A 16238-nucleotide genomic window follows, 5' to 3' on the forward strand; every position below is an offset into this window, starting at 1 on the left:
TTTCCCTTTAGTAATGGCGTAATGACTATTTCAGCAAATGCACAAACTTAGCTGGTAATTCAGCCTTATCGGCACAAACAGACAGATACTTTCCCTCAGCATCTACCAAAAGAGCCGCATGCTGTGAAGCGACAAAGGATGCTACGCCGGTTGTCTCTTCAACAAAAACACAACCGGGGAAAAGAGGCGCAAACACTTCTTTGGTTTGTCCTTTCCACTTCTTGAATACAATCTGCATAGGACAAAATGCTGTATATCCTGCTGCATTCAAACGCTGCATCAATTTACGCTCCGATTTTGGTGCTGTATGCAGAGCACACCAACGACTCATATTATTATTAGTCATCATATCGCCTTATTTGCTTTTCTCCAATCCTTAAATAAATCCTTCACAAATAATATCCAACCGACACAACCTACTCCCGCCAAGAATACAAAGCCTATAAGAATCATAATCTTATTAGGTTTGGCGGCACGTAACGGTACCGTAGCCGGTTGTACAACCGTATATACCGGAGTAATCTCCTGCACCTTGGCTCTTGCCATTTGCAATTGTCCGGAAACCTGCGTATAAACGGTATACGCCAACTCCACCTCATTCTTCAAACGCTCCTGCTCGGCACGATAGCTTAACAGAACCACATTCTGATTAGCATCTGCGAAAGTAGCATATTTTTTCTGAGCGTTCTGATAATCAGCTTTTGCTTCGTTATAAAGTTTTTCAGTAAAAGCTAAATCATGACGGGCTTTATTGGTACGGTAATCTGTGATATAATTCTGCAAACAACGCATGACGGTATCGGTCAGCGAAGCGGAAATCAAAGGATCCTGCATGGTAACCTCTAAAGTCGTAACTCCGGTTTTCTTATCAATCGTAACCAAAATACGTTTACTCAAAGCCTCCGCTACCCTTGTTTCGTCCAATGTTAAACGGAACGGATCGATTTTTCCTTCTTTTTTCTCCGGTTTATCCTTAAACAAAGACAATGTCCACCCCAAAGCCTTGAATGGCGCAGATACCACAGTACCCATCCATGATGAACGTTGGTATTTATCCAGATAAGCGTATAAAGTCGTGTCGATTTTTCCTTTTTGATCTTTGACCTTTACATCAAACAGCTCCAACAGAAAAGGAGTCGACTTGACAATATCAGGATACAATTCGGGTGACAAGGCATCCTCTCCGGCAGAAGCACCACCTAAATTGATTCCGGCCATGGCAGCCAATGCTCCCATGCTTCCGGCATTCATTTTACTGGCGCTTTCGGGAGCTAACGTCACCTCCGTAGAATATTCTTTAGGAATACTGAACCCCACAATCAGCCCTATCACTGCGGCAATACCACATACCTTATAGAGCATTTTGCGTTCAGCCCATACTTTCTGAGCCAATTCTATCAAATCAATTTCCTGTTCCTCCGGTTTCTGCGGAGTTTCTTGTATTTTACCTTCGCTCATTGTCTTTATTACTTAAAGAGATTAACCAAAGTAGCAATCATAGTACCCAAAGTGGCAACAGAAGTACCCATACCTACCATTTCAGCCACACTCATACGCTTGCTCGGGTCTTTGCTCGGAACTATAATCTCGCATCCCGGCTCGATTGCCGTTTTACTTCCGGAGCGTATGCGGGATACGGTACCATTCATGTAAACCACAAAAGCGTCGCGCTTCTTGGCATTCGTTGCATATCCGCCGGCCTGATTGATATAGAAGCGGCTGTTTTCACCTTCTTTATACAGCACCGTGTTAGGATACATCACGGCGCCATTGATTTTTACAGTACTTACATATTCAGGGATAAACAATATATCTCCCTCACGCAGTACCATATCATAATCCGACCCCGGATTCTTCAGAGCTTCATCCAAGTGAATACCTACCGTATATACATATAAAGTAGTTGAATCGGCACCAACCTTTACAGCCATACGGGTAGCATCTTCCTTTCTGCGAAGTTCTTCTTCTGACATTTTACGAATGAGACGGGCACCTCTTACATAAGCATCGGACGTAACCCCGCCGGCTTTAGCGACCAAGTCACTCAAACGTTCGTTCTTCTTGGACAAAGCGTAAGTACCGGTAAACAACGCCTCGCCTATTATCCCCACATTCTTCTGCTTGCGATAAGCGGGGCTTTTACGGACATAAACTTCATCAAAAGGTTCCAAATAGAAGTTCTCGCTTCCCTCACCTATCAGCAAACCGTCTTTCAAATCAAATGTAAAAGTCTGACCGACCACATTACTGTCATCCGTACTCTTAGGAGACTTGATGCGTCGTGAAACATCTATTTTAGTTGTCGAAGCTGCCTCAAGCAAACCGCCGGATTGCAGCACCAAGTCCTCAATGGTCATCTTATCCGCATAAAGATAAGTACCCGGATCTGCAACCTCACCGTGAATAGTCACCGTAGGATCTTCTCTCAAATCCTGAATGCTGGGAATATAAAGTATATCATTCTTCTGCAAAGGAATATCCGCAACCACACCTTTCAACAAGCCTTTCAGGTCTATTGAAATCACCTCACGAGTCAAATCCTCATGCTCACGATTGATTACGGCGCGATTTAAGAAAGCGTCCCCACGTACGCCTTCCGCTTTCTTTATCAATTGCTTCACGGTATTTACCTCTCCGCTCAACTGATACAGACCTTCACGATAAACAGCACCGCGAATCTCCACACGATTTTCGAAACGATTGAGAACCGAATCCACGGTAAGTACATCGCCATCCTCAAGACGGAATACCGAATAATCCATTTCGTCCACATTGAAAATCTGATGTTCACGTCCGCTCTTACGTACAAGACGGATAGCTTTTTTATATGCATCGCCCGTAAATCCACCGGCATATCTCAGCAAAGTGCCGATTGTTTCCGTAGGCTTCATCTCATAATACATGGGGCGTTTTACCTTACCCAATATCTGAACCAATGTCTGGTAGGGATTAACGAGAATCACATCACCGTCCTGCAAACGGATATCATCTTTCAACCGACCTTCCATGATAAAATCATAGATATCCAAATCGGCAACCGTCTTTCCGTCGCGTATCACCTTTATACTGCGAAGACTGCCGATTTTATTCACTCCGCCCGCCCAATACAAAGCATGGAAAACGGACGCGAATGAAGAAAGCGTATAAGTACCCGGCACGGCAACCTCACCCATAACGTTCACCTGAATGGAACGGATTTCACCCAATGTCAATTTTATTTGGGTATTGGGAGTTTCCCCCGTAACACCGGCATATATTTTAGCGAACTCACGCTTCAAATAATCATTGGCTTCCTTTACGGTCTTTCCACTCAGATAAACCGGGCCCAGATTCTCGATTTGCACAGTACCTTCAGGCGCGATTGTTTCACGAATCGTATTCTGGGAAGCTCCCCAAACGTCGATGATAACCTCATCGCCTGCACCCAGACGATAATTGCTCGGAGTCGCTACATTTATATTAGGTTCAAAAGTAAGATACTCGTTATCAAAGATATTATGCCCGAAAATCTGTTGGGTAGGATCGACTTCCATAGCGTCCAGGTTATTATACCCGGTTTGTTCACTGCCATTCAGCCCCATTCCATAACCGCTGCCTTGCTGGCTGGCTTTTGCCCGCAAACCCTTAATGCTTTGTTTTTTAGAGTTAAGCTCATCCAAACCGGACTCATCCTGGGAGATATTCTTATTTTTATTTTCGTAAGTTTTCTGCGTACGCAAGCGGGAACTTGCCTCTCCCATGAAGTCAGCATCATCCCCGGCGCTACCGTCCGATTTACCTGAATATTTAGACTGTATTCGCTGGATTTGCTCTTTCGTGACTCCTTTCTTCATCAATTCAACCAACATTTGTTGCTGTGTCTTCCCCTGACTCTGAGCCTCTTGCACATACAGAATGACTTGTTCATCCGTCATTTGTTGGGCAAATACCACACTTGACACTGTAAACATCAACAAACACAATAGTATAAATTTGCGCATAAGTAAGATATTTGATTAATCTTTTAGTTATCTAGTAATGTTTTTTAATTGGGGACAAAGGTAATACTTTATTTTCATAATATACATTTATTTCATTCTGAAGTTTCGGAAAAAGAATTAATTCCTTTCCTCAATACAGCCGGGGTTTCCATATGGCTGTCACTTACCGGAGAAGCCGTTTATCCCATCATCCCAACGAGGTTAAATGTTTTTACTTCATGCGCTACAACCGCAACGTGTTCGGTAACTTCTCATATTAAAGAAAGGCAGCTCACCGGAAATATTTCTAAAAAATCGAGCAAATCTTTTTGCAAATTCAAATAAAGATGTACCTTTGCACCCCGTAAAGAAATACTATTGCCGCTATAGCTCAGTTGGTAGAGCAACGCATTCGTAACGCGTAGGTCGCCAGTTCAAGTCTGGCTAGCGGCTCGACGGAAGACCGATATTAATCATATCGGTCTTTTTATTTTTCCCACGAAGCCCTGCTCTATCCCTCACGAATAAAACAATAGAAGCATTCTCTTTATTCCAAAATCTTGCTAACTTTGCCCAACTCAAAAACAATCAAGATAATATGGACAAGAAGAAAAAAAGAATCCTTCTCGGAGCGCTGGCATTCATTCTGCTCATAGGCATTGCAGGCGCAGGAACAGTGTATTACTATTTGCTCGCCCCGCAATTTCATCCGCAAAAGACAACTTATATCTACGTAGACCGTGACGATACGGCAGACTCCATATATAATAAGGTGAAAGCACAAGGAAATCCCAACAGTTTCATCGGCTTCAAATGGATGTCCCAATGGCGCGATTACCCTCTCAACATCCACACCGGACGCTACGCGATACGTCCCGGCGAAAACGTATATCATGTATTCAGCCGCTTCTACAGAGGTTACCAAGAGCCTATGAATCTGACAATAGGAAGCGTACGTACCCTGGATAAACTTGCACGCAGCGTAGGCAAACAACTGATGATTGACTCCGCCGAAATAGCCGCAGTAATGAACGACTCGCTGTTCCGGCAACGACTGGGATACGAAAAAGAGACGATAGCCTGCCTTTTTATTCCCGAAACCTACCAGGTATATTGGGATATGAGCGTAGACGACTTCTTTAAGCGGATGCAGAAAGAACACCAAAAATTCTGGAACCAAGAACGGCGTAACAAAGCCCAAGCCATCGGTATGACCCCGGAAGAAGTATGTACCCTTGCTTCCATCGTCGAAGAAGAAACCAATAATAACCCGGAGAAGCCCATGGTTGCAGGCCTGTACATCAACCGCCTGCACACCGGAATGCCGCTTCAAGCCGACCCTACCATAAAGTTTGCCCTGCAAGACTTCGGCCTGCGTCGGATCTCCAATGCGCATCTCGCTATCGATTCGCCCTACAACACTTACCGCAACCCCGGTTTGCCGCCCGGTCCCATCCGCATTCCCTCTCCCATAGGTCTGGATGCGGTATTGAACTACACCAGACACAACTATATTTACATGTGCGCCAAAGAAGATTTTTCCGGCACTCACAACTTTGCGTCCAACTATGCCGACCACATGAAAAATGCAAGAAAATACTGGAAAGCATTAAACGAAAGAAAGATTTTCAATTAATATTATAATAAAATAAAAGCAAAAAGCTATATTTGCGATTATTATTTAAACCGTGACTAACACTTAAACAATAAAAAATGAGCAAGCAACTCTTACTTGGCGATGAAGCCATTGCACAAGCTGCATTAGACGCCGGACTTTCCGGTGTATACGCCTATCCGGGCACTCCTTCGACGGAGATTACCGAATATATTCAAACAGCGCCGATTACTGCCGAAAAAGGTATCCACAACCGCTGGTGTTCCAACGAAAAGACCGCTATGGAAGCAGCCTTAGGAATGTCGTTCGCAGGAAAGCGTTCACTGGTCTGCATGAAACATGTAGGCATGAATGTGGCTGCCGACTGTTTTATCAATTCCGCCATTACCGGCGTTAAAGGCGGCACAATCGTCATTGCAGCCGACGACCCCAGCATGCATTCATCACAAAACGAACAAGATAGCCGATTCTATGGCGACTTCGCTTTAATTCCGATGTATGAACCGAGCAACCAGCAAGAAGCCTACGATATGGTTTACAACGGATTTGCCTTTTCCGAGCAAACCGGCGAACCTCTGCTGATGCGCATGGTGACCCGTTTGGCACACTCCCGTTCCGGCGTGGAGCGGAAAGCGCAACAGCCCCAGAACGAAATCTCTTTCAGCGATGACCCTCGCCAGTTCATCCTGCTTCCCGGCAATGCCCGCAAACGCTACAAACAGCTATTGCAGCGCCAGGACGAATTCATCAAAGCATCGGAGAATTCACCATACAATAAGTATATTGACGGCCCTAACAAAAAACTCGGCGTCATAGCTTGCGGTATCGGATACAATTACCTCATGGAGAACTACCCCGAAGGCTGCGAATATCCGGTATTAAAAATCGGTCAATACCCGCTTCCCAAGAAACAATTGACGCAACTTGTAGAAGCCTGTGATGAAATACTCGTACTGGAAGACGGGCAGCCGTTTGTAGAAAAACAACTGAAAGGCTATCTCGGTATCGGCGTACAAGTCAAAGGACGCTTGGACGGCACACTGTCACAAGACGGAGAATTGAATCCGGACAGCGTAGCACGCGCCTTAGGCAAAGAAAACAAAGCCGAATTCGCAGTTCCGTCACTCGTGGAAATGCGCCCGCCCGCCTTGTGCGAAGGTTGCGGACACCGCGACATGTATACCGTACTCACCGAAATTCTGCGTGCAGAATATCCCGGTCATAAGGTATTCAGCGATATCGGCTGTTACACTTTAGGAGCCAACGCTCCTTTCAACGCCATCAATTCCTGCGTAGACATGGGAGCTTCCATTACAATGGCCAAAGGCGCCTCGGATGCGGGAGTACATCCTGCGGTTGCCGTTATCGGCGACTCCACATTCACCCACTCCGGCATGACAGGATTACTGGACTGCGTAAATGAGAACGCCAACGTCACCATCGTAATCTCCGACAACGAAACCACTGCCATGACCGGCGGACAAGATTCAGCCGGAACAGGCCGCCTCGAAGCTATCTGCGCAGGTATCGGCGTAGCACCGGAACACATCCGCGTGGTAGTTCCATTGAAGAAGAACTACGAGGAAATGAGACAAATCATCCGGGAAGAAATCGAGTTCCGCGGAGTATCCGTCATTATCCCCCGAAGAGAATGTATTCAAACCTTAGCACGTAAGAAACGAAACAAGTAAAACCATGAAAAAAGACATTATACTTTCCGGCGTAGGTGGACAAGGTATCCTCTCTATCGCCACCGTAATCGGCCAGGCAGCCCTGAAAGACGGGTTATACATGAAACAAGCCGAAGTACACGGAATGAGCCAGCGAGGCGGCGACGTACAGTCCAACCTTCGCATCAGCGACCGCCCCATCGCTTCCGACCTCATCCCTACGGGCAAATGCGACCTTATCATATCCCTGGAACCGATGGAAGCGTTGCGTTATCTCCCCTACCTCAGTCCCGAAGGTTGGCTGGTAACCAACGAGGCTCCTTTCATCAATATTCCCCGCTATCCTGCCGAAGAAGCGCTCAAGGCCGAACTTGACAAGCTTCCTCACAAGATTGTGCTGAACGTAAACGAAGTAGCCAAAGAAACAGGTTCTCCCCGCGTAGCCAACATCGTGTTGCTGGGAGCTACCATTCCGTTCCTCGGCATTGATTACCAGAAAGTACAAGACAGCATTCGCGACATCTTCCAGCGTAAAGGCGAAGCTATTGTAGAATTGAACCTCAAAGCGCTGGCTGCCGGTAAGGAAATCGCAGAAAACCTGATGTAAATCCAAATTTCAATAACCATGAACGACAAATACTGGGAAGAAGAGATAGAAACCATGCCGCGTGAGAAGTTGCGTGAACTGCAACTTCAGCGGCTTAAAAAGACAATCGGTATTGCTGCAAATTCTCCCTATTACAAACAAGTATTTCAAGAACACGGTATTACGGCGGACAGTATCCGGTCGGTAGAAGATATCCGGAAAATCCCGTTCACCACCAAAGCGGACATGCGCGCCAACTATCCTTTCGGACTTGTGGCAGGTAATATGCACGAAGACGGCGTACGCATCCACTCTTCCAGCGGAACCACAGGTACCCCTACCGTCATTGTCCATTCCCGGCACGACCTGGACTCTTGGGCGAATCTCGTGGCACGCTGCCTGTACACAGTCGGCATCCGTAAAACCGATGTGTTCCAAAACAGCTCCGGATACGGTATGTTTACCGGCGGATTAGGTTTTCAATACGGAGCCGAACGCCTCGGGGCGCTGACCGTACCCGCAGCGGCCGGTAACAGCAAGCGGCAAATCAAATTCATCATGGATTTCAAAACCACCGCCCTGCATGCCATCCCCAGCTATGCCATACGTTTGGCGGAAGTATTTCAGGAAGAAGGTATCGACCCGGCATCGACCACACTGAAGACGCTTGTCATCGGAGCCGAACCGCATACGGACGAACAACGCAAGAAGATTGAACGGATATTAGGCGTCAAAGCTTATAACAGTTTCGGAATGACCGAGATGAACGGCCCCGGCGTCGCCTTTGAGTGTGCCGAACAAAACGGCATGCACTTCTGGGAAGACTGCTATCTGGTTGAAATCATCAATCCCGAAACCGGCGAACCCGTTCCCGACGGCGAAATCGGGGAATTGGTACTGACCACCCTCGACCGTGAAATGATGCCGCTGATACGCTACCGCACACGCGACCTCACCCGCATACTTCCCGGCAAATGCCCTTGCGGACGTACACACCTTCGTATCGACCGTATCAAAGGCCGCAGTGACGATATGTTTATCATCAAGGGCGTCAACATCTTCCCCATGCAGGTGGAAAAGGTATTGGTACAGTTCCCCGAACTGGGCAGCAACTACCTCATTACTTTGGAAACCATCAACAATCAGGATGAAATGATTGTAGAAGTGGAACTCAGCGATTTATCTACAGACAACTATATAGAACTGGAGAAAATACGCAAAGCCATCTCCCGTCAGCTGAAAGATGAAATCCTTGTCACTCCTAAAGTGAAACTCGTCAAGAAAGGCTCCCTGCCTCAAAGCGAAGGAAAAGCCGTCAGAGTAAAAGACTTACGAGACAATAAATAACATTTTGCCAATACTTTCCGCGTTATTATACTACAATATTAACAATGCGGAAAGTACCGCGGCAAAAGCAAAAAAAGAAAGAGGAACGGTAGTCAACCAAGATTACCGTTCCTCTTTTATAGAAAGCCGCACCGATGATGTGATGAAACTCCGTATGACATGATTTGAGTGCCCGTCCTCTTTGTAATCCACCGACTCAAGAGTTACCCCGAAGGGCGTGGCCCGCCATTAAGAACTGAAGCTTGTCTCGGTATTTCATTAAAATTGATGAGTTTCCCGATCCAATCAATGCGGCTATTTTTTCTACTTCAAAGGTAGTGAGTTTCTATGAAAGAAACAAGAAAAACAAGAAAATTGTTTGCCTGCATCCAATGTTTTCACACTTCCTCACTATCGCTAAAAACAAAAAGCGCCGATTACGTAGTTGTAATCAGCGCCTTGCAGCTTTTTTATTCTTTACCTCAGCTTATGCAGCTTTTGCTTTAGCAACAATAGCTTTGAAAGCTTCCGGGTGATTCATTGCTAAATCAGCCAAAACTTTACGGTTGATTTCAATACCGGCTTTGTGCAGAGCGCCCATCAGTTTAGAATAAGACATACCTTCCAGACGTGCGGCAGCGTTGATACGTTGAATCCACAAAGCGCGGAAGTTTCTTTTCTTATTCTTACGGTCACGGAACGCATAAGTCAAACCTTTTTCCCAAGTATTCTTGGCAACGGTCCAAACGTTCTTTCTTGCACCAAAGTAACCTCTGGTCAATTTCAAAATTTTCTTTCTTCTTGCTTGTTAGCGCCAATGCTTCACGCAGCGGACTTAAAGCTAATGCATTCGGTTAATAACTTTAATAATACTTCGTACGCTTTTGGTTACTTCATAGCTAAGAGTTCCTTAACCTGGCTTACATCTGTCGGGCTGACAAGTGTAGAGTAACACAGATTTCTCTTTTGCTTCTTGGTTTTCTTAGTCAGAATGTGACTGTGAAAAGCGTGCTTTCTTTTGATTTTACCTGTTCCGGTAAGAGTAAATCTCTTTTTAGAACCGGAGTTAGTCTTCATCTTTGGCATCTTAACGCACTATACCTGCGGCGTTGCTCATTTCTTTAGTCTTCGCTTTGTTTTTCAGCCGGAGCGTTCTTCGGAGCCTCTGCGGGTTTCGGTGCGGCAGGCTTCTTGGGAGCGGCGCTCTTCTTGGGAGAAAGCTGAATAGTCATTCTCTTTCCTTCCAGAATCGGCATCTGATCTACTTTCGCATAGTCTTCCAAATCATTGGCGAAACGCAGCAATAAAACTTCGCCTTGTTCCTTGAATAAGATAGAACGGCCTTTAAAGAACACGTATGCCTTTACCTTGTCGCCATCTTCCAGAAATCCTTTGGCGTGTTTCAGTTTGAAGTTATAGTCATGGTCGTCTGTCTGAGGACCGAAACGTATTTCCTTCACATTGACTTTAACCTGCTTCGCCTTTTGTTCCTTCTGACGCTTCTTTAACTGATAAAGAAATTTAGAGTAATCAATAATACGACAAACAGGGGGTTGTGCATTTGGAGAAATCTCTACGAGATCCGCTTCCATTTCCTCGGCTATCTTCAAAGCCTGCGCTATCGGATATACTTTTGGTTCCACTTCGTCGCCCACAATGCGGACTTCTTTGGCACGGATTTGCTCATTAATCCGATGTTGCCCTTTTAAGCTGTCATTCTTCATTAAATAACGTTTACTTCCAGTTTGTTTCTTGTTTATTACTACCAAATTATTTTTTGTTAAGTAAAAGCTGTCTTTAGAACATCGTATGTATGCTATGCTTTTACAATTGGGCGCAAAGTTACCATTTATTTATCATATTTTGAACTTCTTCGTTCACTTTTTTAGCAAAATCTTCAAATTTCATGGTTCCTTGGTCGCCTTCGCCTTGTTTGCGGACGGAAACCTCTCTGTTTTCAGCCTCTTTCTCGCCTACAATCAGCATGTACGGAATACGTTTCATTTCGTTATCGCGAATCTTACGTCCGATTTTTTCGTTACGTTCATCCACGATGGCGCGAACATCGTATCTCTTCAGATAGTCTTTCACTTCCTGGGCATAGTCATTGAATTTCTCGCTGATAGGCAGGATGGCTACCTGGTCGGGTGTCAGCCACAACGGGAATTTACCGGCGGTATGCTCGATGAGTACAGCCACGAAGCGTTCCATAGAACCAAACGGAGCACGGTGAATCATTACCGGACGGTGCTTCTGGTTGTCAGCTCCCGTATATTCCAGCTGGAAGCGTTCGGGCAGGTTGTAATCCACCTGGATAGTACCCAACTGCCAACGGCGGCCGATAGCATCTTTCACCATAAAGTCCAGTTTGGGACCGTAGAAAGCGGCTTCACCGTATTCCACCTTGGCCTTCAATCCCTTTTCTTCGCAAGCCTCGATAATAGCCTGTTCCGCCTTTTCCCAGTTTTCATCGCTACCGATATACTTTTCGCGGTTCACCTTGTCGCGCAGAGAAATCTGCGCTTCAAAGTTCTCGAAGTGCATAGACTGGAATACGATTGAGATAATATCCATTACACGCAGGAATTCGTCCTTCACCTGGTCGGGACGGCAGAAGATGTGCGCATCGTCTTGCGTAAAGCTGCGTACACGGGTCAGCCCGTGAAGCTCGCCGCTCTGCTCGTAACGGCAAACCGTACCGAACTCAGCCAGACGCAAAGGCAGGTCCTTATAAGAACGGGGCGAGTTCTTGTAAATCATACAGTGATGAGGACAGTTCATCGGTTTGAGGAAGTACTCCTCACCCTCTTCCGGCGTATGGATAGGCTGGAACGAATCCTTACCGTATTTGGCATAGTGTCCGGAAGTGATATAGAGCAATTTGTTGCCGATAGGCGGACACATTACTTCCTGATAGTCGTAACGAGCCTGAATGCGACGCAAGAACTCCTGCAAACGGATACGCAGTGCGGCGCCCTTCGGCAGCCACATCGGCAGACCCTTACCTACCGTATCGGAGAACATGAACAAGTCCATTTCCTTGCCGATTTTACGGTGGTCGCGTTTCTTGGCCTCTTCCAGCAATACGAGATATTCATCCAGCATTTTCTTTTTCGGGAAAGTGATGCCGTAGATACGGGTCATCATTTTGCGGTCTTCCTGTCCGCGCCAGTATGCGCCGGCAACGGAAGTCAGTTTGATGGCTTTGATAGGTGCGGTAGTCATCAGGTGAGGACCACGGCACAGGTCGGTAAACGCGCCTTGCGTATAGGTGGTGATGTGACCGTCTTCCAGCTCCGAAATCAGCTCGCATTTATAAGTTTCGCCACGGTCGCCGAACATCTTCAAAGCATCTGTCTTTGAGATGCTCTCTCTGACAACCGCCTCTTTTCTGGCAACCAGCTCGGCCATTTTCTTTTCGATGGCGGGCAGGTCGGCTTCCTTGATGGCAGCTTCTCCCGGGTCTACGTCATAATAGAAACCATTCTCGATGGCCGGACCGATACCGAACTGAATGCCCGGATACAGTTCTTGCAGGGCTTCCGCCAGCAAGTGGGCGCTGGTATGCCAGAAGGCATGCTTACCCTGCTCGTCTTCCCATTTGTAGAGAACCACTTCGGCGTCTTCATTGATAGGACGCCCCAAATCATAAATTTCTCCGTTCACGCCGCAAGCCAGCACATCCTGTGCCAAGCGCGAACTAATGCTTTCTGCTATTTGCAGTCCTGTTACTCCCTCGTTGTATTCGCGAACGGAGCCGTCTGGAAATGTTATCTTTATCATAATGTTATGTATAGTTCAAATTTTAGAACGCAAAAATAGCTAATTCTTTATTGATATTCTATTTTTTAGCAAAAAAATGTTATTGCTGCGTATTCGTAAATCGCTTGATAATATTGTAAGCGGAAACGATACCCCGCTCTCCGGCCTTGCTCAAGTCCGAAATGCCCTGCCTGTTGTTACCCAGGAAGATATGCGTCAGCCCGCGATTGAAATACGCTTCGGCGAAGTCGGGATTCAGTTCGATTGCCTTATCGTAATCAGCCAGCGCCGCACGATAGTCTTTCAGCATGGACGATACATTGCCGCGGTTATAATAACCGTAAACGAAGTCCGGAGCCAACCGGATGACGTGATCCAAATCATTCTTCACGATATCGTAATCCATCGCTGTCACTTCCGCCTTCTTCACCTCTTGCGCACCGGAAACAGCTCCCTCGCTCATGCCGGCTTCCGCTTTCTTGTACTCCAACTGCTTGTAGCGTACCAAAGCACGCATAAAGTACGCCGGGAAGAAAGTATCATCCAGCAGGATACTCTGCGTGAAGTCGTCTATGGAGCTCGCAAAGTCCTGCACCAGATAGAAATCCAGTCCGCGCATAAAACGTTTCCCGGCATTCTTGCCGTCCGCCACGATATCCGATGTATGGGCGTCTATCAACGCGAAGTGGAAACGCACCTGCTCTTCCGTCAGCGGAGACTCCATATTGGTGATACGCAATGGCTTGGGGAGCATCTTCGAGTGATTGAGCTCGTCGATGTATTTATGATAATGCACCATACGTTTCACATCACTCAGTTTTTCATAATAAGTCAGCGCATACATAGGCTCGAGCTTGATAGTCACGTTACGGTCTTGCACACGTCCGCGATAATCGCTCTTGTAACGCTGGTCGGCTTCCGAATCATCCGCAATCACAATCTTGCGGTAGTTCTCCATGTTCTTGTCGGACTTCTTACGGGTTTTGCCGTTATCTTGTCCGGAATTACCGTCCGTATTATCCGCCACATCCTTGTCATTGCCGCCGGTCGTCACACCGTTGCGCTTGTCGAGTTGCATCTTCATGACTTTGAACTCGTCCTGCTCGGCTCCCTTACGGTCGCCAATCTTCTTGCGGGCTTCGGCACGGTGATAGTAACCCGCCATAAAGTTGGGGTATTCGTCTATCACTTTGGAGTAATCGCTGATAGCGCCGCGATAATCGCCCGTCTGCGCACGCAACAAGCCACGGTTGAAAGCGGCCATCATATTGTCCGGTTCCATCTTCAGCACAAAATCGAAGTCTTCTATCGCACGGTTATCGTCGCCTACCTGCGCACGCAGCAAACCACGGTTATAGTGTCCGAGGAAGTTGTTGGGGTCAATGTCCAGCGCCAGGTCATAGTCGCTCATCGCGCCTCTCAGATTGTTCTGGTGGAAACGCGCCAAGGCACGGTTAATGTAGTTGCCCGAATTGCGCGCGCTCAAATGTATCGCCTGATCCAAATCGTTTTCGGCTTCCTTGTACTTGGATTGCTGAAGCCGGACAATGGCACGCGCGGCCCAACCGTCAGGGTCGTAACGGTCCATGTCGATAGCCGTATCAAAATCTTTCAGGGCCTGTATCGTATCGTTCTGCTTGAGGTTGACCTCACCGCGCATCAGGTACGCACGCGTATAGCGGGGCGCTATGGTCAGCAGCTTGCCCAAGTCCTCTTTGGCGGAATTGAAATCCTCTTTCTGCATGTGGCAAAGGGAAAGGTTATGCCAAAGCACCACATTCTCCGGGTCGTACTTCAAAGCCGTCCTGTAATCCTCTATCGCACCGTCGAACTTATCCTGACGGATACGCGCCAACCCCCTTATCTGATAAGCGCCTACAACAAAAGGATTGCGCTGGATAGCCAAATCGCAATCCGCTTCCGCCCCTTGGAAGTCGTCCAGATTGATTTTGGCCAGCGCACGGAAGAAATAAGGCTCGTATAAATAAGGCTTCGCATTGATTACCTGATTGAAATATTGGATAGAAAGCACGTAGTCCTCGAAATACAATGCGTTCCGGGCAATGGTCATCACCCGTTCCGTATTGATTTGCGCATATAACAACGTGGGCAATAACAGAATTGCCAGCAATATCTTTTTTATCATCTTGTCTTATAAATGCTTGTAAACAAAACAAAAGTAACGTTTATTCATTTACATATCAGGATATGCGGAAGACTTTTTATATTTTTTGAGCCTTTTATACCTTATTATATGGTTTGCTTACTTAATGGTTTTCACTTTATAAGAGCAGCGCGCCTTACCTTTCAGCATGGCATTCAGCTTTCCCTTTATCATCTGCTTGCGCAAGGGTGAGATATGGTCGATGAACATCTTTCCGTCCAGATGATCGAACTCGTGCTGCATCACACGCGCCAGATAACCTTCTACCACCTCGTCATGCTCCACCAAATCCTCATCCAGATATTTCACACGTATTTTGTTACCTCTTTTCACCGACTCATGGATACCGGGCAGGCTCAGGCAACCTTCTTCCATAGACACCTCTTCGCCCGATACTTCCAGAATATGCGCGTTGATATACGCTTTGCGGAACCCTTTATATTCGGGATAATCTTCCGACAACACATCCAGGTCTACCACCACCACACGAATCGGCAAACCGATTTGCGGAGCCGCCAGTCCCACGCCGTCGGCATGGTCCATTGTTTCAAACATATTCTGAATCAGTTCTTTCAAGTTCGGATAATCAGGAGTAATATCCTCTGCCACTTTTCTCAATACGGGTTGTCCGTATACATAAACAGGTAAAATCATTTCTTTAATTATGAATTATCAATTATGAATTATTGTCTATACACTTATAAAGAAGAGAAACGTCTGTTCTCCAAATAAGTTTGCAGGATAATAGTCGCGCTGATTTCGTCCACCAACGCCTTGTTCTGCCTGTCTTTCTTTTTCAGTCCGGCTTCCAGCATGGTACGGTGCGCCAGAACCGAGGTGAAACGCTCGTCCACATACTCTACCGGCATATCGGGCAACCTTTTTTGCAGGGAACGCACGAACGGTTCTATCCGTTTCATATTCTCGGATGCCTCGTTGTTCATCTGCTTAGGCAATCCGACGAGAATCCGCTCCACCGGCTCTTTGGCCACATAATCCATGATAAAGGCGAGCAGTTCGTGGGTAGGCACGGTGGTAAGCCCGTTGGCAATCATTTGCAACGTGTCGCTGACGGCTATGCCCGTACGTTTTTTACCGTAATCAATAGCTATTATTCTACTCATAATGGGCTACAAAATTACGATTTATATTTGAA

At 46.6% G+C, this 16238-nt stretch carries 13 protein-coding genes, 1 tRNA gene and 1 pseudogene; 5 read left to right on the top strand and 10 right to left on the bottom strand.

Annotated elements, in window-relative coordinates; translation table 11 throughout:
• Positions 1-25 precede the first annotated feature (25 nt).
• Genes BHV73_RS13715 through BHV73_RS13725 form a run of 3 tightly spaced genes read right to left on the bottom strand, consistent with a single transcriptional unit; the run spans position 26 to position 3980 of the window.
• Positions 26-349 carry a UpxY family transcription antiterminator gene (locus BHV73_RS13715; protein WP_009120652.1) on the bottom strand — a complete coding sequence of 108 codons (324 nt, stop codon included), beginning with the start codon at positions 347-349 and terminating at the stop codon, positions 26-28.
• The gene (locus BHV73_RS13720) at positions 346-1458 is read right to left on the bottom strand and encodes a Wzz/FepE/Etk N-terminal domain-containing protein (protein ID WP_009120651.1); all 1113 of its coding nucleotides are present in this window, start codon (positions 1456-1458) and stop codon (positions 346-348) included. The genes BHV73_RS13715 and BHV73_RS13720 overlap by 4 nt, the downstream gene beginning before the upstream one ends.
• Positions 1459-1466: 8 nt before the next feature.
• Positions 1467-3980 carry an SLBB domain-containing protein gene (locus BHV73_RS13725; RefSeq protein WP_087413029.1) on the bottom strand — a complete coding sequence of 838 codons (2514 nt, stop codon included), beginning with the start codon at positions 3978-3980 and terminating at the stop codon, positions 1467-1469.
• A gap of 359 nt (positions 3981-4339) precedes the next feature.
• Here BHV73_RS13725 and BHV73_RS13730 point away from each other — a divergent pair.
• The 5 genes from BHV73_RS13730 to BHV73_RS13750 all read left to right on the top strand — a co-directional run bounded on the left by BHV73_RS13730 (position 4340) and on the right by BHV73_RS13750 (position 9177).
• Positions 4340-4412, top strand: a tRNA-Thr gene (locus tag BHV73_RS13730).
• Positions 4413-4557: 145 nt separating this feature from the next.
• Positions 4558-5595 (top strand): endolytic transglycosylase MltG, encoded by a 1038-nt coding sequence (mltG, locus tag BHV73_RS13735; protein ID WP_087413030.1) that lies wholly within the window; start codon positions 4558-4560, stop codon positions 5593-5595.
• Positions 5596-5672: 77 nt separating this feature from the next.
• Positions 5673-7265 carry a thiamine pyrophosphate-dependent enzyme gene (locus BHV73_RS13740; RefSeq protein WP_087413031.1) on the top strand — a complete coding sequence of 531 codons (1593 nt, stop codon included), beginning with the start codon at positions 5673-5675 and terminating at the stop codon, positions 7263-7265.
• A gap of 4 nt (positions 7266-7269) precedes the next feature.
• Positions 7270-7851: an indolepyruvate oxidoreductase subunit beta gene (locus BHV73_RS13745; protein ID WP_009120647.1), complete on the top strand. Its 582-nt coding sequence runs from the start codon at positions 7270-7272 to the stop codon at positions 7849-7851.
• A gap of 18 nt (positions 7852-7869) precedes the next feature.
• Positions 7870-9177 (top strand): phenylacetate--CoA ligase family protein, encoded by a 1308-nt coding sequence (locus BHV73_RS13750; protein ID WP_022217720.1) that lies wholly within the window; start codon positions 7870-7872, stop codon positions 9175-9177.
• Positions 9178-9643: 466 nt separating this feature from the next.
• Here BHV73_RS13750 and rplT read toward each other — a convergent pair.
• The 7 genes and pseudogenes from rplT to ruvX form a co-directional block, all read right to left on the bottom strand.
• Positions 9644-9964: pseudogene (rplT, locus tag BHV73_RS13755) on the bottom strand (50S ribosomal protein L20); the annotation flags it as partial.
• Positions 9965-10044: 80 nt separating this feature from the next.
• Entirely contained in the window at positions 10045-10242 is a 198-nt protein-coding gene (gene rpmI / locus BHV73_RS13760) for a 50S ribosomal protein L35 (RefSeq protein WP_009120644.1), read from the bottom strand.
• 35 nt (positions 10243-10277) lie between these two features.
• Positions 10278-10880 (bottom strand): translation initiation factor IF-3, encoded by a 603-nt coding sequence (infC, locus tag BHV73_RS13765; protein WP_087413032.1) that lies wholly within the window; start codon positions 10878-10880, stop codon positions 10278-10280.
• Between the two features lie 118 nt (positions 10881-10998).
• The gene (thrS, locus tag BHV73_RS13770) at positions 10999-12939 is read right to left on the bottom strand and encodes a threonine--tRNA ligase (protein ID WP_022217719.1); all 1941 of its coding nucleotides are present in this window, start codon (positions 12937-12939) and stop codon (positions 10999-11001) included.
• 79 nt (positions 12940-13018) lie between these two features.
• Complete coding sequence (locus BHV73_RS13775) at positions 13019-15064, bottom strand: tetratricopeptide repeat protein (protein ID WP_009120641.1); 2046 nt, start codon at positions 15062-15064, stop codon at positions 13019-13021.
• A 117-nt stretch (positions 15065-15181) separates the two neighbouring features.
• Positions 15182-15736: a peptide deformylase gene (gene def, locus BHV73_RS13780; protein ID WP_009120640.1), complete on the bottom strand. Its 555-nt coding sequence runs from the start codon at positions 15734-15736 to the stop codon at positions 15182-15184.
• A gap of 44 nt (positions 15737-15780) precedes the next feature.
• Positions 15781-16206: a Holliday junction resolvase RuvX gene (ruvX, locus tag BHV73_RS13785; RefSeq protein ID WP_005654996.1), complete on the bottom strand. Its 426-nt coding sequence runs from the start codon at positions 16204-16206 to the stop codon at positions 15781-15783.
• Positions 16207-16238: the final 32 nt, after the last annotated feature.

This window comes from Bacteroides sp. 44_46 (assembly GCF_001915465.1).
Classification (GTDB): domain Bacteria; phylum Bacteroidota; class Bacteroidia; order Bacteroidales; family Bacteroidaceae; genus Bacteroides; species Bacteroides clarus.